Here is a 20,506-nt window from a genome sequence, read left to right as displayed (position 1 = left end):
CGCATGTCTGCATTGCCTGATTCCTTCCTGGGCGCAGCGGCCAACGACGCCGACGCACAGGAAACCCGCGAGTGGCTGGATGCCCTGTCCGCCGTCATCGAAGCAGAAGGTCCCGAGCGCGCCCACTTCCTGCTCGAGCAGCTGATCGACCAGGCGCGCCAGGCCGGCATCGACATGCCGTTCTCCGCCAACACCGCCTACGTCAACACCATTCCGCCCGACCAGGAGGAGCGCTGCCCGGGCAACCTCGACATCGAGGAGCGGCTGCGCGCCTACATGCGCTGGAACGCGATGGCGATGGTCGTGAAGGCCAACCGCCACAACCCCGCGGACGGCGGCGACCTCGGCGGCCACATCTCCTCGTTCGCGTCGGTCGCGACGATGTTCGGCGCCGGCTTCAACCACTTCTGGCACGCCGACACGCCCGACCACGGCGGCGACCTGCTCTACATCCAGGGCCACTCCTCGCCCGGCATCTACGCGCGCGCCTACATGGAAGGCCGCATCACCGAGGAGCAGCTGCTGAACTTCCGCCAGGAAGTGGACGGCAAGGGCCTCTCCAGCTACCCGCACCCGAAGCTGATGCCCGAGTTCTGGCAGTTCCCGACGGTGTCGATGGGCCTGGGCCCGCTGATGGCGATCTACCAGGCGCGCTTCCTGAAGTACCTGCACGCGCGCGGCATCGCCGACACCTCCAAGCGCAAGGTCTGGGTGTTCTGCGGCGACGGCGAGATGGACGAGCCCGAGAGCCTGGGCGCGATCGGCCTGGCCGCGCGCGAGAAGCTCGACAACCTGATCTTCGTCGTCAACTGCAACCTGCAGCGCCTGGACGGTCCGGTGCGCGGCAACGGCAAGATCGTGCAGGAGCTCGAGGGCGAGTTCCGCGGCGCGGGCTGGAACGTCATCAAGCTGCTGTGGGGCGGCTACTGGGATCCGCTGCTGGCGCGCGACAAGGAAGGCCTGCTGCGCAAGGTCATGATGGAGACGCTCGACGGCGACTACCAGGCGATGAAGGCCAACGACGGCGCCTTCGTGCGCAAGCACTTCTTCGGCAAGCACCCGAAGCTGCTGGAGATGGTCGCCAAGATGAGCGACGACGACATCTGGCGCCTGAACCGTGGCGGCCACGACCCTCAGAAGGTCTACGCGGCCTACCACCGCGCGGTCAACCACAAGGGCCAGCCGACCGTGCTGCTCGTGAAGACCGTCAAGGGCTACGGCATGGGCAAGAGCGGCGAGGGCAAGAACACCGCGCACCAGACCAAGAAGCTGACGGAAGACGACATCCGCGGCATGCGCGACCGCTTCAACATCCCCATCCCCGACGACAAGCTCGCCGAGGTGCCGTTCTACAAGCCGGCCGACGACACGCCCGAGATGCGCTACCTGCAGGAGCGCCGTGCCGCGCTCGGCGGCTACCTGCCGAAGCGCCGCCCGAAGGCCGACGAGCAGTTCACCGTGCCGCCGCTGGAGACCTTCAAGGCTGTGCTCGAGCCGACCGCCGAGGGCCGCGAGATCTCGACGACGCAGGCCTACGTGCGCTTCCTGACGCAGCTGCTGCGCGACAAGGAGCTGGGCCCGCGCACGGTGCCGATCCTCGTCGACGAGGCGCGCACCTTCGGCATGGAGGGCCTGTTCCGCCAGATCGGCATCTACAACCCCGCGGGCCAGCAGTACACCCCGGTCGACAAGGACCAGGTGATGTACTACAAGGAGGACAAGGCCGGCCAGATCCTGCAGGAAGGCATCAACGAGGCGGGCGGCATGAGCTCGTGGATCGCTGCGGCGACGTCGTACTCGACGAACAACCGCGTGATGATCCCGTTCTACGTCTACTACTCGATGTTCGGCTTCCAGCGCATCGGCGACCTGGCCTGGGCCGCCGGCGACATGCAGGCGCGCGGCTTCCTGCTCGGCGGCACCTCGGGGCGCACCACGCTCAACGGCGAGGGCCTGCAGCACGAGGACGGCCACAGCCACATCCTCGCCGGCACGATCCCGAACTGCATCAGCTACGACCCGACCTTCGCGCATGAAGTCGGCGTGATCCTGCACCATGGCCTCAAGCGCATGGTGGAGAAGCAGGACAACGTCTTCTTCTACCTGACGCTGCTCAACGAGAACTATGCGCAGCCGGGACTCAAGCCGGGCACGGAAGAGCAGATCATCAAGGGCATGTACCTGCTGCAGGAAGGCGCGAAGAACGGCGGCCCGAGCGTGAACCTGCTCGGCTCCGGCACCATCCTGCGCGAGTCGATCGCCGCCGCCGAGCTGCTGGCCAAGGACTGGGGCGTGTCGGCCAACGTCTTCAGCTGCCCGAGCTTCAACGAGCTGGGCCGCGAAGGCCAGGACTGCGACCGCTGGAACCTGCTGCACCCGACCGAGACGCCGCGCGTGCCCTACGTGACGCAGCAGCTGCTGCCGCACGACGGCCCGGTGATCGCCTCGACCGACTACATGAAGAGCTTCGCGGAGCAGATCCGTGCCTTCATCCCGGCGGGCCGCGTCTACCGCGTGCTGGGCACCGACGGCTTCGGCCGCAGCGACTTCCGCGGCAAGCTGCGCGAGCACTTCGAGGTCAACCGCCACTACGTCGTCGTCGCGTCGCTGAAGACGCTGGCCGACGAGGGCAAGGTGCCGGTCGCCAAGGTCGCCGAGGCGATCGCGAAGTACGGCCTCAACGCCGACAAGATCAACCCGCTGTACGCCTGAGAGCCGAGCCGAAGGAAGAAGAACATGGCACTGGTTGAAGTCAAGGTCCCCGACATCGGGGACTTCAAGGACGTCGAGGTCATCGAGGTCCTGGTCAAGCCCGGCGACAAGATCCAGGTCGAGCAGAGCCTGGTGACGGTCGAGTCCGACAAGGCCTCGATGGAGATCCCGGCGACGCACGCCGGCGTGATCAAGGAGATGAAGGTCAAGCTCGGCGACAAGGTCAGCGAGGGCAGCCTGCTGCTGCTGGTCGAGAGCGACGCGGCGGCCGCGCCGGCGCCTGCGGTGCCCGTGCCGTCCCTGACGGTCGCGCCCGCGCCCGGCGCAGCGGCCGAGGCCGCCGCCTCCGCGGCACCGGCGCCCGCGCCCGCCGCCTCCGGTGGTCGGGTCGAGGCCGTGGTGCCCGACATCGGCGACTTCGACGAGGTCGCGGTGATCGAGCTGCTGGTCAAGGTCGGCGACACCGTCAAGGTCGAGCAGAGCCTGATCACGGTCGAGAGCGACAAGGCCTCGATGGAGATCCCGTCCTCGCACGCCGGCGTGGTCAAGGAGCTGAAGGTCAAGCTCGGCGACAAGGTGTCCAAGGGCACGCCGGTCGCGGTCATCGAGCAGGCAGGCGGCGGCGCCGCCGCACCTGTGCCCGCGCCGGCCGCCGCAGCCCCGGCGCCTGCCGCGGCCCCGTCCGCGGCGGCAGCCGCCCCGGCGGACCTCGCGAGCCAGCCGGTCGAGCGCACCGTGCCGACCGCCAAGCTGCCGGCCCACGAGCCGACCGCTCCCAGCGGCAAGCTGCCGCACGCCTCGCCCGCGATCCGCGCGCTCGCCCGCGAGCTCGGCGTGCCGCTGGCCGAGGTGCCGGGCACCGGCCCGAAGGGCCGCATCACCCAGCAGGACGTGCACGGCTTCGTCAAGGGCGTGATGGCCGGCCAGGTGCAGACGCAGGCGCAGAAGGCCAAGGCCCCGGCGGCCGCGGCCGCCGGCGCGGTCGAGGGCGGCGGCCTGGGCCTGCTGCCCTGGCCGAAGGTCGACTTCGCGAAGTTCGGCCCGGTCGAGCGCAAGGAGATGTCGCGCATCAAGAAGATCTCCGGCGCCAACCTGCACCGCAACTGGGTGATCATCCCGCACGTCACGAACCACGACGACGCGGACATCACCGAGCTGGAAGCCTTCCGCGTGCAGCTCAACAAGGAGAACGAGAAGAGCGGCGTCAAGGTCACGATGCTCGCCTTCCTGATCAAGGCCTCGGTCGCGGCGCTGAAGAAGTTCCCCGAGTTCAACGCCTCGCTCGACGGCGACCAGATCGTCCAGAAGCAGTACTACCACATCGGCTTCGCGGCGGACACGCCCAACGGTCTGGTGGTGCCGGTGATCCGGGACGCCGACAAGAAAGGCATCCTGCAGATCAGCCAGGAGATGAACGAGCTCGCCAAGAAGGCGCGCGACGGCAAGCTCGGCCCCGCCGACATGACCGGCGGCTGCTTCTCGATCTCCTCGCTCGGCGGCATCGGCGGGCGCTACTTCACGCCGATCATCAACGCTCCCGAGGTCGCGATCCTGGGTGTGTGCAAGTCGAGCATGGAGCCGAAGTGGGACGGCAAGCAGTTCGTGCCGCGCCTGATGCTGCCGCTGTCCCTGAGCTGGGACCATCGCGTCATCGACGGCGCGGCCGCGGCCCGCTTCAACGCCTACCTCGGCCAGGTGCTCGCGGACTTCCGTCGCGTGATGCTGTGACGGCAACGGGACGCGCGCGCCCCGGCGGGCGCGTCCCGTGCTCCGGCTGCGGCAGAAGTCCCGAAGCGAAGGAGAGGTTGCGAGCATGACGACCGTGGTGGTGGTGAAGAAGGGCGATCAGGTGGCGATCGCCGCGGACACGCTGGTGACCTTCGGCGACACGCGGCTGGCGCACGGCTACGAGGTCAACGAGAAGCTGTTCAAGGTCGGCGACAACTGGATCGGCATGGCCGGCACCACCGCGCACTTCGCGGTGCTGCGCAAGGCGCTCGGCGCGCTGCCCGCCGACCAGCTCCGCTTGAGCTCGCGCGACGAGGTGTTCGAGACCTTCCTGCGGCTGCACCCGCAGCTCAAGGAGAAGTTCTTCCTCAACACCCGCGAGGAGGACGCCGACCCCTACGAGTCCTCGCAGTTCACCGCCGTCATCGCCAACGCCAGCGGCATCTACGGCATCTACTCCTACCGCGAGGTCTTCGAGTTCGACCGCTTCTGGGGCATCGGCTCGGGGCGCAGCTTCGCGCTCGGCGCGATGTACGCCGCATACGACAAGGCACGCACTGCCCGCGAGGTGGCCGAGATCGGCTGCCGGGCCGGCTGCGAATTCGACAAGAACTCGGCGGGACCGGTGAAGGTCCACGCCATGAAACTGAAAGGCTGATCCCATGGCCCTCATCGACGTCAGCGTCCCCGACATCGGCGACTTCAAGGACGTAGCGATCATCGAAGTGCTGGTCAAACCCGGCGACACCGTGAAGGCCGAGCAGAGCCTGATCACGGTGGAAAGTGACAAGGCCTCGATGGAGATTCCCTCCTCGCACGCCGGCGTGGTGAAGGAGCTCAAGGTCAAGCTCGGCGACACCGTGAACCAGGGCTCGGTGATCCTGACGCTGGAGGCCGAGGGCGCCGCAGCCGGTGCGCCGGCCGCCGCCGCGCCGGCCCCGGCGCAGCCCACCGCGCCCGAGTCCTACTCGACGGGGCAGGAGGCCTCCTTCCCGAAGGCGGCGCCCGTGGCGCCGACGCCTGCCGCAGCGAGCTTCTCCGGCACGGCCGACCTCGAGTGCGACGTGCTCGTGCTCGGCGCCGGCCCCGGCGGCTACTCGGCCGCCTTCCGCGCCGCCGACCTCGGCATGAAGGTGGTGCTGGTCGAGCGCTACGCGACGCTCGGCGGCGTGTGCCTGAACGTCGGCTGCATCCCGTCGAAGGCGCTGCTGCACGTCGCGGCGGTGATGGACGAGGTGAAGCACTTCGCCGACCTCGGCGTCTCGTTCGGCGAACCGAGCGTGGACATCGACAAGCTGCGCGGCCACAAGGCCAAGGTGGTGGGCAAGCTCACCGGCGGCCTCGCCGCGATGGCGAAGATGCGCAAGGTGACGATCGTGCGCGGCTACGGCAACTTCGTCGATCCGCACCACGTCAAGGTCGAGGAGACCTCGGGCGACGCCCAGGAACGCACCGGCGCCAGCAAGACCATCCGCTTCAAGAACGCGATCATCGCCGCGGGCTCGCAGGCAGTGCGCCTGCCCTTCCTGCCGCAGGACCCGCGCATCGTCGACTCGACCGGCGCGCTGGAGCTGCGCGAGACGCCGAAGAAGATGCTGATCATCGGTGGCGGCATCATCGGCCTGGAGATGGGCACCGTCTACTCGACGCTCGGCGCGCGCCTGGACGTGGTCGAGATGATGGACGGCCTGATGCAGGGCGCGGACCGCGACCTCGTCAAGGTCTGGCAGAAGATGAACGCGCCGCGCTTCGACAACATCATGTTGAAGACGAAGACCGTCGGCGCCGAGGCGACGCCCGAGGGCATCCGCGTGCAGTTCGAGGCGCAGGACGGCACCAGGAGCGAGGGCCTCTACGACCTCGTGCTGCAGGCCGTCGGCCGCACGCCGAATGGAAAGAAGATCGGCGCCGAGAACGCCGGCGTCGTGGTGAGCGACCGCGGCTTCATCCCGGTCGACATCCAGATGCGCACCAACGTGCCGCACATCTTCGCCATCGGCGACGTCGTCGGCCAGCCGATGCTCGCGCACAAGGCGGTGCACGAGGCGCACGTGGCGGCCGAGGTCGCCGCAGGCCACAAGGCGGCGTTCGACGCGCGCGTGATCCCGAGCGTGGCCTACACCGATCCCGAGGTGGCGTGGGTGGGCCTGACCGAGGACCAGGCCAAGGCCGAGGGCAGGAAAGTGAAGAAGGGCCTGTTCCCGTGGACCGCTTCCGGCCGCGCCATTGCCAACGGCCGCGACGAGGGCTTCACGAAGCTGCTGTTCGACGCCGAGACCGGCCGCATCGTCGGCGGCGGCATCGTCGGCACGCACGCGGGCGACATGATCGGCGAGATCGCGCTTGCGATCGAGATGGGCGCGGACGAGGTGGACATCGGCAAGACCATCCACCCGCACCCGACGCTGGGCGAGTCGATCGGCATGGCCGCCGAGGTCGCGCACGGCTCGTGCACGGACCTGCCGCCGCAGCGCAAGTAAGCAGCGTTCCCGGGTCGCGGCTTCGGCCGCTCCGACATCCTCTCGCGGCCGCCCCGGCATTCGCTGCCCGGGCGGCCGCGGTCCGCCGGGGGCAGGGCGACGGGACGAGAGCTATTTCTTTCCCGGCGTCCCGGACGGCAGTTGCCGGTCGCTCAGCACCCGCGCGTTGCGCGGCATCTCCTGCTGCAGGGTGAAGCGCATCAGCAACTCCTGGCGCTCGATCCCGAGCGGCCGCAGCCGCTCGTCGAGCGCCTTCGCGCTCGCCGACACGCTCTCCAGCGGCGGGATGCCGTCCCGGGTGGCGAGGATGATGCGGTTGCCGCCCTTGAGGTTGTAGAAGGCCCCGAAGGCACCGAAGTAGGTGGCGGTCTCCTGCTGCTGCAGTCGGCTGGTCGAGAAGGTGTTGGCCGCGACCACCCCGTCCTCGGCGAGCAGGTCCTTCAACTCCAGCAGGAACTCCAGCGTCATCAGGTGCGCGGGTATGTAGTCGGGGTCGAAGGCGTCGAGCATCACGAGGTCGTACTGCCGCCCCGCCTTGCGCGCCCGCTGCACGAAGGCGCGGCCGTCCTCCTCGTGGATGTGCGTTCCGGCCGCCGGGTGGAAGCCGAAGAACTTCCGCGCGACGCGCACCACGGCCGGGTCGATCTCCACGATGTCCATCTCCAGCGCCGGGAAGAGCCGCTGCAGCGCCGCCGGCAGCGCACCGCCGCCGAGGCCGATCACCAGCACGCGCCGCGGCGCGGAGTTCAGGTAGAGCGCCGCCATCATCCCCTTGTAGTACTCGAACACCAGGCGCTGCGGCTCGTCCAGGTCGATGCAGGTCTGGCGCTGGTCGCGCCGGGGGTTGAAGCTCAGGCAGCGCTCGCCGGCCTCATCGTGGACGTAGAGGGTGCCGAAGGCGGAGGTCTCCCGGTGCACCAGCGCGGCGTCGGCCGGCAGCACGAGGGCGAGCATCAGGGCGGCGGCGAGGCTGCCGGGCAGGCGGTTCGAGGGCACGTCGGCCAGTGTCGCGGAGGAAGGGCGGCTGCGGCCCGATGTCCCTGTCGGCACCGTTGGCGCCGGCCGCGTCGCCCCGGCGCCCGTGCCCGGGGCCGCGCCGGGGTTCGGAGGCCGGAGGGAATCTCGGAAGCAGTCTCAGCCGGCGCGGGCGGGCAGGACGGGGCGGGCGGCCGCCGGCAGGGCCGGGCCGGCACGCGACTGCGAGGGGGGCGGCGGCGCGACCTCGGGCCGGGCCAGCTCGGGCGGCAGTCCGCCGGGCAGCAGCGGCACGATCAGCAGCGCGACGATGTTGATGATCTTGATGAGCGGGTTCACGGCCGGGCCGGCGGTGTCCTTGTAGGGGTCGCCCACCGTGTCGCCGGTGACGGCGGCCTTGTGCGCCTCGCTGCCCTTGCCGCCGTGGTGGCCGTCCTCGATGTACTTCTTCGCGTTGTCCCATGCGCCGCCGCCGGTGCACATCGAGATCGCGACGAAGATGCCGGTGACGATGGTGCCCATCAGCAGCCCGCCGAGCGCCGCCGGCCCGAGCAGCAGGCCCACCGCGACCGGCACCGCCACCGGCAGCAGGCTCGGCACGATCATCTCCCGGATCGCCGCGCCGGTCAGCATGTCCACCGCGCGGCCGTACTCGGGCTTCGCCGTCCCCTCCATGATCCCGGGGATCTCGCGGAACTGGCGCCGCACCTCCTCGACCACCGCGCCCGCGGCGCGCCCGACCGCCTCCATCGCCATCGCGCCGAACAGGTAGGGGATCAGCCCGCCGATGAAGAGACCGACGATCACCAGGTGGTTCGACAGGTCGAAGCTCAGGCTGCGCCCGCTCGCCTCGAGCGCGTGCGTGTAGTCGGCGAACAGCACCAGCGCCGCCAGCCCCGCCGAGCCGATTGCGTAGCCCTTGGTGACCGCCTTGGTGGTGTTGCCGACCGCGTCGAGCGGGTCGGTGACGTCGCGCACCTCCTGCGGCAGCCCGGCCATCTCGGCGATGCCGCCGGCGTTGTCGGTGATCGGGCCGTAGGCGTCGAGCGCGACGATGATGCCGGCCATGCTGAGCATCGAGGTCGCGGCGACGGCGATGCCGTAGAGCCCCGCCAGCCAGAAGGCCGAGAGGATGGCCGCGCAGACGAACAGCACCGGCCAGGCGGTCGAGCGCATCGACAGGCCCAGCCCCGCGATGATGTTGGTGCCGTGCCCGGTGGTCGAGGCCTGCGCGACGTGGCGCACCGGCCGGTACTGCGTGCCGGTGTAGTACTCGGTCACCCACACCAGCAGCGCGGTGAGCACGAGGCCGACCACGCTCGCCGCGAACAGCCGCAGCCGGCTGCCGGCGAGGCCCAGCGCGTCGTCGGGCATCACGGCGTTCGTCGCGAACCAGAAGCCCACCAGCGACAGCAGGCCCGACACGGCCAGCCCGCGGTAGAGCGCCGGCATCACGTTCCTCATGCCGGGCGAGGCCTTCACGACGCTGCAGCCGACGATCGACGCGAGGATCGACACGCCGCCGAGCGCGAGCGGGTAGGCGGTGGCCTCGAGCGCGGCGTCGCCGAGCATCAGCGCGCCGAGCACCATCGTCGCGATCAGCGTCACCGCGTAGGTCTCGAACAGGTCGGCGGCCATGCCGGCGCAGTCGCCGACGTTGTCGCCGACGTTGTCGGCGATCACCGCCGGGTTGCGCGGGTCGTCCTCGGGGATGCCGGCCTCGACCTTGCCGACGAGGTCGGCGCCGACGTCGGCGCCCTTGGTGAAGATGCCGCCACCGAGCCGCGCGAAGATCGAGATCAGCGAGGCGCCGAAGGCCAGGCCCATCAGCGGCGCGAGCCGGTGCGCGAGATCGCGCGGCGGCACGTCGCCGGCGACGAGGTAGGCGTACAGGCCGCCGACGCCCAGCAGCCCGAGCCCGACCACCAGCATGCCGGTGATCGCGCCACCGCGGAAGGCGACCTTCAGCGCCTCGCCGAGGCCGAGCGTCGCGGCCTGCGCGGTGCGCACGTTGGCGCGCACCGAGATGTTCATGCCGATGAAGCCGCAGGCGCCCGACAGCAGCGCGCCGAGCACGAAGGCGAAGGCGGTGGCGAGGCCGATGAAGAGGCCGAGCAGCAGCGCGAGCACGAGGCCGACGACGGCGATCGTGCGGTACTGCCGCGCCAGGTAGGCCGCCGCCCCCTGCTGCACGGCGTCGGCGATCTCCCGCATGCGGGCGTCGCCCGCGGGCTGCCTCAGGATCCAGCCGCGCATCGCGAAGCCGTAGACCACCGCGGCGAGGCCGCAGAACAGCGCGAAGTACAGCGCCATCGAGGAGTCGGACATGGGCTTCTCCTGTGCCGCCGGGAGGAGGTCGGGCCGGGCGCGGCCGGCCGGTCGCAGGGTCTCGCTCCCTGGGGCCGGGGTGCTGCGTGCCGGATCGCCGGCCCACTCTATGCCAAGGCCGCGGCGGCGGCAATCGCGTGTTCCGCGGGGTCGCCCCGGGAAGGGGCAGGTACCGGCGTCAGGCGATCGCAAGCCGGCCCGGTAAACTCGCGGGCTCGTTTGCCCACTTTTGCACGAAGAGAACCCTCGCCATGAGCCTGCACAACGTGACCCCTGGCGCCAAGGCGCCCGAGCAGTTCAACGTGATCATCGAGATCCCGATGAACGCCGACCCGATCAAGTACGAAGTCGATGAGGAGACCGGCGCGCTGTTCGTCGACCGCTTCATGGGCACCGCGATGCACTACCCGTGCAACTACGGCTACGTGCCGCAGACCCTGGCCGCCGACGGCGACCCGGTCGACGTGCTGGTGATCACGCCCTATCCGCTGATCCCGGGCGTCGTGGTCCCCTGCCGCCCGATCGGCATCCTGAAGATGGAGGACGAGGCCGGCGGCGACTCCAAGCTGCTCGCGGTGCCGACCGACAAGATCCTGCCGATCTACAAGAAGCTGCAGAAGCCCGAGGACGTGGAGGAGCTGATCCTCAAGCGCATCCAGCACTTCTTCGAGCACTACAAGGACCTCGAGCCCGGCAAGTGGGTCAAGGTGCAGGGCTGGGAAGGCCCCGAGGCCGCCCGCCAGGAAGTCACCGACGGCATCGCCAACTTCGCCAAGTCGCACCAGAAGTAAGAAGCCGCCCACCGCGGCCGCTTCCGCGGCAGCGGCGCGCAACACGAAGGACCGGCCCGAGGGCCGGTTTTTTCATGCCCGCACAGGCGCGGGCCCGGGGAGCCCGGCGGTCGGCCCGGGGCTTAGGATGCCGTCGGGACGCCCCGTCCCGGGAAGGCAGGCACCGATGATCGATCTCTACACGGCGGCGACGCCCAACGGCCACAAGATCTCCATCGCGCTGGAGGAACTCGCGCTGCCCTACCGGCCGCAGGTGCTCGACCTCGGGAAGAAGGACCAGAAGGAGCCCTGGTTCCTCGCCATCAATCCGAACGGGCGCATCCCGGCCATCGTCGATCGGGACGAGGGCGACTTCGCGGTGTTCGAGTCCGGCGCCATCCTGCTGTACCTGGCGGAGAAGACCGGGCGGCTGCTGCCCGCCGATGCCAAGGGCCGCTCGCAGGTCGTGCAGTGGCTGATGTTCCAGATGGGCGGGGTCGGCCCGATGATGGGGCAGGCCAACGTGTTCCACCGCTACCTGCCCGAGCGCATCCAGACGGCGATCGACCGCTACCAGGGCGAGACCCGGCGGCTCCTGCGCGTGCTCGACACGCGGCTGCAGCAGCACGAGTACCTGGCCGGCGAGTATTCGATCGCCGACATCGCCAACTGGGCCTGGGTGCGCACGCACCGCTGGTCGGGGGTCGAGATCGACGACCTGCCGCACCTGCAGCGCTGGCTGGCGGCGATCCGTGCCCGGCCCGCGGTGCAGAAGGGCATCACGGTGCCGCCGTCCTCGATCGACCTCGACGCCGACCAGGACGAGCAGGCCCGCAAGTTCGCGCAGGACGCGCTGAAGATGGTGGAGACCGGCCGGCCGGCCGAGCCCGGGGCCTAAAGCCCGCCCTGCAACTCGTTCTCGCCGAGGCGCCGGGAGGCGGGCCGGCGCAGGGCCGCGCCTGCCCCGGAGCGCAGCCCGGCGCGCCATCGGGAGCTTGCGCGCGATGACTGCCGGTGCGCTCCTGTCGGCTTCGCGCGACAGCCCGGCACCCCGGCCCCGCATGGGGGCTGGCAGGCGGAAAAAGTCCACATATACTGTATGAAAACACAGTATTTGTGCCTTGCCTCCGACTCTCCGCTGCCCCCTGACGTCCGATGTCCGCCCTGTCCCGCGCGCCCGATTCGCTGCCCCGTCCCGGTGGGGAACAGGCCCTGGCAGCGCTGCCGCAGCGCTGGCCCGGCGAGCTGCCTGCGGGGCTCTGGCGCGCTGGCGAGCTCGGCCGCGAAGCGCTGCCGGTGGTGCCGAGCGGGCATGCCGCGCTCGATGCGCAGTTGCCCGGCGGCGGCTGGCCGGTGCAATCGATCACCGAACTGCTGCAGCCGCGCCCCGGCTGCGGCGAGTGGCAGCTGCTCGGCCCGGCCCTGCGGCGGCTGGCGGCCGGCGGCGCCCCGCTGGTGCTGGTGGGCCCGCCCTACCTGCCGCACTGGCCGGGCTGGGGCGCGACGGCGCTGCCGCGGCTGCTCTGGGTGCGCGCCGACAGCGCCGCCGAGCGGCTGTGGGCGGCCGAGCAGGTGCTGCGCAGCGGCGACTTCGGCGCCGCGCTGATCTGGCTGCCGCAGGCCCGCGCCGCCGAGTTGCGGCGGCTGCAGGCGGCGGCGCGGCTGCTCGCGGCGCCGGTGTTCGTGTTCCGGCCCGAGGCGGCGCAGGACGAGGCCTCGCCGGCCCCGCTGCGGCTGTGGCTCGCGCCGAAGGCGCCGGGGCGGCTGGAGCTGCGCCTGATCAAGCGCCGCGGCCCGGCGCTCGACGCGCCGATCGAGCTGGCGGCGCTGCCGCCGGGGCTCGCCGGCATCGTGCCGCGGCCCGCGTTGCGGGCGCCGCGCCTGCCCCGGCACGGGACGGCGCCGGGCGCGCAGATGCAGGACGGCGCGCCGACGCCCGGGGAGCGGGTCGATGCACTGGCTGGCGCTGATCCCGCACGATGGCGCGTCGCCTGAGACCGGCGGGGGCGACGACGCCGCCGATGCGCGCCTGCCGCTCGGCTGGTGGGCGCTGCAGTTCACGCCGCGGGTCTGCCTGCTCGAGGAGGCGGTGCTGATGGAGCTGGCCGCGAGCCTGCGCCTGTTCGGCGGCGAGGCCGCGCTGCACGCGCGGCTGAGCCGGGAGGCCGCGGCGCTCGGCGTCGCCGCGCTGGCAGGGGCGCCGACCGGCCTGGGCGCGCTGGCGCTGGCGCGCTGCGGCGGGCCGGACGGCTTCGCGCGGCCGCTGCCCGAACTGCTCGACGCGCTGCCGCTCGCGGCCCTCGGCGCCGCGGCGGCGCACGCACCGCTGCTCGAGCGGCTCGGCTGCCGCACACTCGGCGCGCTGCGCCGGCTGCCGCGCGGCGGCCTGGCACGGCGCACCGGTGCGCTGCTGCTGGAGGCACTCGACCAGGCCTACGGCCTGCGCCCCGAGGCCTATCCCTGGCTCGTGCTGCCCGAGGTCTTCGACGTGCGGCTGGAGCTGCCCGGCCGCGTCGAGAGCGCCCCGGCGCTGATGTTCGGCGCGCGCCGCCTGCTGCTGCAGCTCGCCGGCTGGCTGGCCGCGCGGCAGGCCGGCGTGCGCGCGCTGCGGCTCGCCTGGCGCGGCGAGGGCCGGCGCGCCGGGGCGGGCGCCGGCGAGCTGCCGCTGCGCACCGCCGAGGCGACGCGCGACGTCGAGCATCTCGGGCGGCTGCTCGCCGAGCACCTGGCGCGCACGCGGCTCGTGGCGCCTGTGGACGAGCTGCGCCTGCGCGCCGAGGAGGTCGAGCCGCTGGCGCCGGCGAGCGCCTCGCTGCTGCCCGACGCGCGCCGCGACGGCGGCGAGCCGCTGCAGCAGCTCATCGAGCGGCTGGCGGCGCGGCTCGGCGCGGCGCGCGTGCTGTGGCCGCAGGCGCGCGAGGACCACCGGCCGGAAGGCCGCGTGCGCTGGCGCGCGGCGGACAGCGCCGGCCCTCGCCCCGTGGCGGCGGGAGCGCGGCGCCGCGGCACCGCGGCGGAGCCGCCGCCCGGCCCGCCGCAGCCGGCCTGGCTGCTCGAGGTCCCGCTGCCGCTCCTCGTGATCGACGGCCGGCCTCACTACCACGGCGCGCTGCAGCTGCTGGCCGGCCCGCACCGCCTGGAGGCCGGCTGGTGGGACGGCGAGGGAGGGTCGCCGGGCGCGCCGGCACGCGCCGAGCGCGACTACTTCGTCGCCCACAGCCCCGGCGCCGGCCTGCTGTGGATCTACCGCGAGCGCCGCCGCGCCGAAGGGGAGGGCGCCGGCTGGTTCCTGCAGGGCCTCTATGGCTGAGGCCGGCGGCGCGGACGGGGCCGTGCCGCAGCCGGAGGGGAGCGGGCCGGGCTACGCCGAGCTGCACTGCGCGTCGAACTTCAGCTTCCTGCGCGGCGCCTCGCACCCCGAGGAGCTGGTCGCGCGCGCGCATGCGCTCGGCTACGCGGCGCTCGCGATCACCGACGAGTGCTCGCTCGCGGGGGTGGTGCGCGCGCATGTCGAGGCGCGCCGGCTCGGGCTGAAGCTGCTGGTCGGCGCCGAGTTCCGCATCGACGCGCCGCAGCCGGCGCGGCTGGTGGCGCTAGCCTGCACGCGCGGCGGCTACGGGGAGCTGAGCCGCTTCGTCAGCCGGCTGCGGCTGGCCGCGCCGAAGGGCCGGCGCTACCGGCTCGGCTGGGACGAACTGCGCGACGGCCGCGTCGAGGCCGCGCTGCCCGGCTGCGTGCTGCTGTGGGTGCCGGCGCGCGACGCGCCCTTCGAGACGCTGCGCGCCCAGGCGCAGTGGGCCGCGCGCCAGTGGCCCGGGCGCTGCTGGCTCGCGGCCGAGCTGCTGCTCGCGCTCGACGACGCGCGCTGGCTGGAGGTGCTGGCGCGGCTGTCGGCGCTCACCGGGCTGCCGCAGGTGGCGGCCGGCGACGTGCTGATGCACCTGCGCTCGCGCAAGCCGCTGCAGGACGTGCTGACCGCGATCCGGCTCGGGCGGCCGCTGGCCGAGTGCGGCTTCGCGCTCGCGCCGAACGCCGAGCAGCACCTGAGATCGCGCCCGCGGCTCGCGCGCATCTACCCGCCCGCGCTGCTCGCCGCGACGCTCGAGGTCGCCGCGCGCTGCGAGTTCAGCCTCGCCGAGCTGCGCTACGAGTATCCCGAGGAGGTCGTGCCGCCGGGCGAGACGGCCGCGGGCTGGCTGCGCCGGCTCACCGAGGAGGGCGCGCAGCGGCGCTTTCCCGCCGGCGTGCCGCCACAGGTGCGGGCGCAGCTCGAGCACGAGCTCGCGCTGATCGCCGAGCTGGCCTACGAGCGTTACTTCCTGACCGTGCACGGGGTCGTCGCCTTCGCGCGCGGCCGCGGCATCCTCTGCCAGGGCCGAGGCTCGGCGGCGAACTCGGCGGTGTGCTTCTGCCTCGGCATCACCGAGGTCGACCCGGCGCGCATGAGCGTGCTGTTCGAGCGCTTCGTCAGCCGCGAGCGCGACGAGCCGCCCGACATCGACGTCGACTTCGAGCACGAGCGCCGCGAGGAGGTGATCCAGCACCTCTACGCGAAGTACGGCCGCGACCGCGCCGCGCTCGCCGCCACCGTCATCAGCTACCGGCCGCGCAGCGCGATCCGCGACGTCGGCCGCGCGATCGGCCTCGACGCCGCGCGCATCGAGGCGCTGGCACGCAGCCACCAGTGGTGGGACGGCCGCGACGCGCTCGCGCAGCGCCTCGCCGAGGCCGGGCTCGACCCGCAGGAGCACCGCGCGCGGTTGCTGCTGGAACTCGTGCCGGCGCTGCTCGGCTTCCCGCGCCACCTGAGCCAGCATGTCGGCGGCTTCGTGCTGACGCAGCAGCCGCTGCCGCTGACGGTGCCGGTGGTGCCGGCCGCGATGGCGGGGCGCACGACGATCGAGTGGGACAAGGACGACATCGAGGCGCTCGGCCTGATGAAGGTCGACGTGCTCGCGCTCGGCATGCTGAGCGCCATCCGCCGCGCGCTCGACCTGCTCGGCACGCGCCACGGGCGCACCGTGCGCATGCAGGACATCCCGGCCGAGGACGCGGCGACCTACGAGATGTGCTGCCGTGCCGACACCACCGGCGTGTTCCAGATCGAGAGCCGCGCGCAGCAGAGCATGCTGCCGCGGCTGCAGCCGCGCCGCTTCTACGACCTGGTGGTCGAGGTCGCGATCGTGCGCCCCGGCCCGATCCAGGGCGGCATGGTGCATCCCTACCTGCGCTGCCGCGAGGCGCAGCGCCGCGACCCGGCGTGGCGGCCGCCGCTGCCGGACGCGGCGCTGGCGCCGGCGCTCGCGCGCACGCTCGGCGTGCCGATCTTCCAGGAGCAGGTGATGCAGGTGGCGATGATCGCCGCCGGCTTCTCGGCGGGCGAGGCCGACGCGCTGCGCCGCGCGATGGCGGCGTGGCGGCGCAAGGGCGGGCTGCACCGCTTCCACGAGCGCATCGTCGAGGGCATGCTCGCGCGCGGCTACGAGCGCGGCTTCGCCGAGGCGATCTTCCGCCAGATCGAGGGCTTCGGCGAGTACGGCTTCCCGGAGAGCCACGCGGCGAGCTTCGCGCTGCTGGTCTACGTCAGCGCCTGGATCCGGCGCCACGAGCCGGCGGCCTTTCTCGCCGCGCTGATCAATTCGCAGCCCATGGGCTTCTACAGCCCCTCGCAGCTGGTGCAGGACGCGCGCCGCCACGGCATCGAGGTGCGGCCGGCCGACGTGTCCTGCAGCGGCTGGGACTGCACGCTCGAGGACGAGCGGCCGTGGCGCGGCGGCAGCGGCGCGCCCGCCGCGCCCTGGGCGCTGCCGCCGCTCGCGGACCGCCAGCCCGCGGTGCGCCTCGGGCTGCGGCTGGTGCAGGGGCTGGGCGAGGCAGCCGCGCGGCGCATCGAGGCGGCGCGCGGCGCAGGGGCCTTCTCCGGCGTGGACGATCTCGCGCGCCGCGCCGGGCTGGACGCGGGCGAGCTGAAGGCGCTGGCGGCGGCCGACGCGCTCGCGAGCCTCGCCGGCCACCGCCGCCGCCAGCTCTGGGACGCGAGCGCGCGCCACGCCGCGCCCGCGCTGCTGCATGAGGCCTTGCTGCGTGAGGCGCCGGTGGACGAGGCGCCGCTCGATCTGCCCGCCGCGCCCGAGGGCGAGGAGATCGTGTTCGACTACGCCGCGCTCGGGCTGACGCTGCGCCGCCATCCGCTCGCGCTGCTGCGTCCGCTGCTGGCGCAGCGCCGGCTGTCGAGCGCGGCGGAGCTGGCCGGCGCGCCCGACGGCCGCCTCGTGCGCGCCTGCGGCATCGTCACGATGCGCCAGCAGCCGGGCACCGCGAACGGCACCGTGTTCGTGTCGCTCGAGGACGAGACCGGCTGCGTCAACGTGATCGTCTGGAAGTCGCTGCGCGAGCGCCAGCGCCGCGCGCTGCTGCAGGCGCGGCTGCTCGCGGTGCATGGCCGCTGGCAGCGGCAGGGCGCGGTGTGCCACCTGATCGCCGGGCACCTGGAGGACCTGACGCCGCTGCTCGGGCGGCTGGCGACGGCGAGCCGCGACTTCCACTGAGGGCGTCGGGGCCGGGAACCGGAATTGCCGCTCGCGCCTCCATGCCCCTGTGCGCTCCCCAGCGGGCGCGCAACTGCCTACACTGCGTCGACCATAAGAGAAACCAAGGAGAGTCCATGCTCAAACGGCTGCCGGCCACGCTGGCCCTGCTGTGCACCGTCACCGTCACCGTCCTCGTCCCGGCGCAAGCCCAGACGCAGACCCCGTCCCCGCAGGCGGCGCCCTCGCCGGCCAGGCCCCAGGCCGGGCCCGCGCTGCCGCGCGGCGTGCAGCGCGTCACCTCGGTCGAGGGCATCACCGAGTACCGCCTCGCCAACGGCCTGCAGGTGCTGCTCGCGCCCGACAGCTCCAAGCCCACCACCACGGTGAACCTGACCTACCGCGTCGGCTCGCGCCACGAGAACTACGGCGAGACCGGCATGGCGCACCTGCTCGAGCACCTGATCTTCAAGGGCACGCCGACCACGCGCAACGCCCTGGCCGAGTTCACGCGCCGCGGCATGCGCGCCAACGGCACCACCTGGTTCGACCGCACCAACTACTTCGCCAGCTTCTCGGCCAACGAGGAGAACCTGCGCTGGTACCTGTCGTGGCAGGCCGACGCGATGGTCAACAGCTTCATCGCGAAGAAGGATCTCGAGACCGAGATGACGGTGGTGCGCAACGAGATGGAGCGCGGCGAGAACAACCCCGGCTCCATCCTGTTCCAGCGCGCGCTGGCCTCGATGTACCAGTGGCACAACTACGGCAACTCGACGATCGGGGCGCGCGCGGACGTCGAGAACGTCGACATCGGCCGGCTGCAGGCCTTCTACCGCACCTACTACCAGCCCGACAACGCGACGCTGATCGTCGCCGGCGCCTTCGAGCCGGCGCAGGTGCTGCAGTGGGTGCAGCAGTACTTCGGCCGCATCCCGGCGCCCAAGCGCGAGCTGCCCGAGCTCTACACCATCGACCCGGTACAGGACGGCGAGAGGACGGTGACGCTGCGCCGCGTCGGCGGCACGCCGCTGGTGATGGCCGGCTACCACGTGATGCCCGGCGCGCACCCGGACTACGCCGCGATCGAGGCGCTGGAACCGATCCTGACCGATGCGCCTGCTGGGCGGCTGCATCAGCGCCTGGTCGAGGCCGGCCTCGCCTCATCGGTGTTCGCCTTCTCGCGGCCGCTGGCGGACCCCGGCTTCCTGATGGCCGGGGTCGAGCTCGGCCCCGGGCAGGACCTCGCGCGTGCCCGCGAGGTGCTGCTCGGCACGCTCGAATCCTTCGAGAAGGAGCCGGTGACGCCCGCCGAGCTGCAACGCGCCCGCGTGCGCTGGATCAATGCCTGGGAGCAGCTCTATGCCGACCCCGAGTCGCTCGGCGTGGCGCTGTCGGAGTCGGTCGCGCAGGGCGACTGGCGGCTCTTCTTCCTGCTGCGCGACCGCATGCGGGCGCTGAAGGCCGAGGACGTGCAGCGCGTCGCGACGCAGCGCTTCGTGCCGTCCAACCGCACGCTCGCCACCTACCTGCCCACCGAGGCGCCGCAGCGCGCGCCGGCGCCGCAGCGGGTGGACGTGGCCGAGCAGCTGCGCGACTTCAAGCCGCAGGAGGGGGCAGGGCAGGTCGCGGCCTTCGTCGCGACGCCGGCCAACATCGACCGGCTGACGCAGCGCTTCGTGATCGAGCACCAGAACCGCGGCGGGCTGGAGGTGGCGCTGCTGCCCAAGCCGACGCGCGGCAGCCTGGTGCAGGCGACGCTGGTGCTGCGCTTCGGCGACGAGAAGAGCCTGTTCGGCAGCGGCGATGCGGCGTCGATGCTCGCGCAGATGCTCGACAAGGGCACGCGCCGGCTGTCGCGCCAGCAGATCCGGGACCGCCTCGACGAGCTGCAGACCGAGATGGGCATCGGCGGCTCGCCCGGCGCGCTGCAGGTGTCGCTGACCACGCGGCGCCAGCACCTGCCGGCGGTGATCGAGCTCCTCGGCGAGCTGCTGCGCGAGCCGGCGCTGCCGCCCGATGCGCTCGAGGAGGTGCGCCGGCAGATGCTGACCGCGGTCGAGCAGCAGCGCAAGGAGCCCGAGGCCCAGGTCGCCAACGGCCTGGCGCGCCACGGCAATCCCTACCCGCGCGGCGACGTGCGGCATGCGCGCACCTTCGACGAGATCGAGGCCGACCTGAAGGCGGTGACGGTGCAGGGGCTGAGCCAGTACCACCAGCGCTTCCTCGGCGCCTCGCACGCGCAGTTCGGCGCGGTCGGCGACCTTGACGTGTCGGCCACGCGCGAGGCGCTGCAGAAGGCCTTCGGCAACTGGGCGAGCCCGCTGCCCTTCACGCGCGTGCCGGCGCCCTTCGTCGAGGTGCCGCCGACGCGCATGGTGTTCGAGACGCCCGACAAGCAGAACGCGACGCTCGGCGTGCGCCTGAGCGTGCCGCTCAACGACCTGCATCCCGACTACCCGGCGCTGATGATGGCCAACTGGCTGCTTGGCGCGGGCGGCGACTCGCGGCTGTGGAAGCGCATCCGCGAGCAGGGCGGGCTGTCCTACGACGTGCGCAGCTCGATGCAGTGGAACAGCTTCGAGCCCAACTCGCAGTGGAGCGGCTCGGCGATCTTCGCGCCGTCCAACCGCGCCAAGGTCGAGGCCGCCTTCCGCGAGGTGGTCGAGGGCGCGCTCAAGGGGGGCTTCACCGCCGAGGAGCTCGCCGCCGGCAAGCGCGGGCTGCTGAGCCGCCGCGCGCTGTCGCGTGCGCAGGACGACACGCTCGCCGGCGCGCTGGCGAGCAACCTGTTCCTGAACCGCGACTTCTCGGTCTCGCAGCGCGTCGACGAGGCGCTGCAGGCCCTGACGGTGGAGCAGGTGAATGCGGCGCTGCGCAAGTACGTGAACCCCTCGCAGTTCGTCACCGCGGTGGGCGGGGACTTCAAGCCCTGAGCCTCCTTGCGGGCGGGCTTCCGGCGGGCCGGTTGCCGCGGCGGCCGGCC

General features: G+C 72.3%; 12 protein-coding genes. 10 read left to right on the top strand and 2 right to left on the bottom strand.

Annotation, left to right across the window (positions count from 1 at the left end; all coding sequences use genetic code 11):
• Positions 1 to 3 precede the first annotated feature (3 nt).
• The 4 genes from aceE to lpdA all read left to right on the top strand — a co-directional run bounded on the left by aceE (position 4) and on the right by lpdA (position 6,920).
• The gene (aceE, locus tag D3A59_RS16100) at positions 4 to 2,712 is read left to right on the top strand and encodes a pyruvate dehydrogenase (acetyl-transferring), homodimeric type (RefSeq protein ID WP_119156071.1); all 2,709 of its coding nucleotides are present in this window, start codon (positions 4 to 6) and stop codon (positions 2,710 to 2,712) included.
• Between the two features lie 24 nt (positions 2,713 to 2,736).
• Entirely contained in the window at positions 2,737 to 4,440 is a 1,704-nt protein-coding gene (aceF, locus tag D3A59_RS16095; protein WP_119156069.1) for a dihydrolipoyllysine-residue acetyltransferase, read from the top strand.
• 85 nt (positions 4,441 to 4,525) lie between these two features.
• A complete protein-coding gene (locus tag D3A59_RS16090; RefSeq protein ID WP_119156067.1) occupies positions 4,526 to 5,098 on the top strand; it encodes an Ntn hydrolase family protein in 573 nt (190 codons plus the stop codon).
• 4 nt (positions 5,099 to 5,102) lie between these two features.
• Complete coding sequence (gene lpdA, locus D3A59_RS16085) at positions 5,103 to 6,920, top strand: dihydrolipoyl dehydrogenase (protein WP_119156065.1); 1,818 nt, start codon at positions 5,103 to 5,105, stop codon at positions 6,918 to 6,920.
• Positions 6,921 to 7,031: 111 nt separating this feature from the next.
• Here the strand turns inward: lpdA and D3A59_RS16080 are convergent, their stop codons facing one another.
• On the bottom strand, positions 7,032 to 7,916 hold the full coding sequence (locus D3A59_RS16080) for a spermidine synthase (RefSeq protein ID WP_119156063.1): 885 nt from the start codon (positions 7,914 to 7,916) through the stop codon (positions 7,032 to 7,034).
• A gap of 138 nt (positions 7,917 to 8,054) precedes the next feature.
• Complete coding sequence (locus tag D3A59_RS16075; protein WP_119156062.1) at positions 8,055 to 10,223, bottom strand: sodium-translocating pyrophosphatase; 2,169 nt, start codon at positions 10,221 to 10,223, stop codon at positions 8,055 to 8,057.
• Positions 10,224 to 10,474: 251 nt separating this feature from the next.
• Here D3A59_RS16075 and ppa point away from each other — a divergent pair, with 251 nt between their 5' ends.
• The 6 genes from ppa (at position 10,475) to D3A59_RS16045 (ending at position 20,456) form a co-directional block, all read left to right on the top strand.
• The gene (gene ppa, locus D3A59_RS16070; protein ID WP_119156060.1) at positions 10,475 to 11,014 is read left to right on the top strand and encodes an inorganic diphosphatase; all 540 of its coding nucleotides are present in this window, start codon (positions 10,475 to 10,477) and stop codon (positions 11,012 to 11,014) included.
• 166 nt (positions 11,015 to 11,180) lie between these two features.
• The gene (locus D3A59_RS16065; RefSeq protein ID WP_119156059.1) at positions 11,181 to 11,891 is read left to right on the top strand and encodes a glutathione S-transferase family protein; all 711 of its coding nucleotides are present in this window, start codon (positions 11,181 to 11,183) and stop codon (positions 11,889 to 11,891) included.
• Positions 11,892 to 12,148: 257 nt separating this feature from the next.
• Entirely contained in the window at positions 12,149 to 12,988 is an 840-nt protein-coding gene (imuA, locus tag D3A59_RS16060; RefSeq protein WP_119156057.1) for a translesion DNA synthesis-associated protein ImuA, read from the top strand.
• Positions 12,945 to 14,303: a Y-family DNA polymerase gene (locus D3A59_RS16055; RefSeq protein ID WP_240636083.1), complete on the top strand. Its 1,359-nt coding sequence runs from the start codon at positions 12,945 to 12,947 to the stop codon at positions 14,301 to 14,303. The genes imuA and D3A59_RS16055 overlap by 44 nt, the downstream gene beginning before the upstream one ends.
• Complete coding sequence (locus tag D3A59_RS16050) at positions 14,296 to 17,541, top strand: error-prone DNA polymerase (RefSeq protein ID WP_119156055.1); 3,246 nt, start codon at positions 14,296 to 14,298, stop codon at positions 17,539 to 17,541. The genes D3A59_RS16055 and D3A59_RS16050 overlap by 8 nt, the downstream gene beginning before the upstream one ends.
• Before the next feature lie 116 nt (positions 17,542 to 17,657).
• The gene (locus D3A59_RS16045) at positions 17,658 to 20,456 is read left to right on the top strand and encodes a M16 family metallopeptidase (protein WP_119156053.1); all 2,799 of its coding nucleotides are present in this window, start codon (positions 17,658 to 17,660) and stop codon (positions 20,454 to 20,456) included.
• Positions 20,457 to 20,506: the final 50 nt, after the last annotated feature.

This window comes from Caldimonas tepidiphila, from assembly GCF_003569765.1.
GTDB lineage: Bacteria > Pseudomonadota > Gammaproteobacteria > Burkholderiales > Burkholderiaceae_C > Caldimonas > Caldimonas tepidiphila.
Note: the sequence above shows the minus strand (reverse complement) of the source record. Positions and strands in the feature narration are given on the sequence as shown.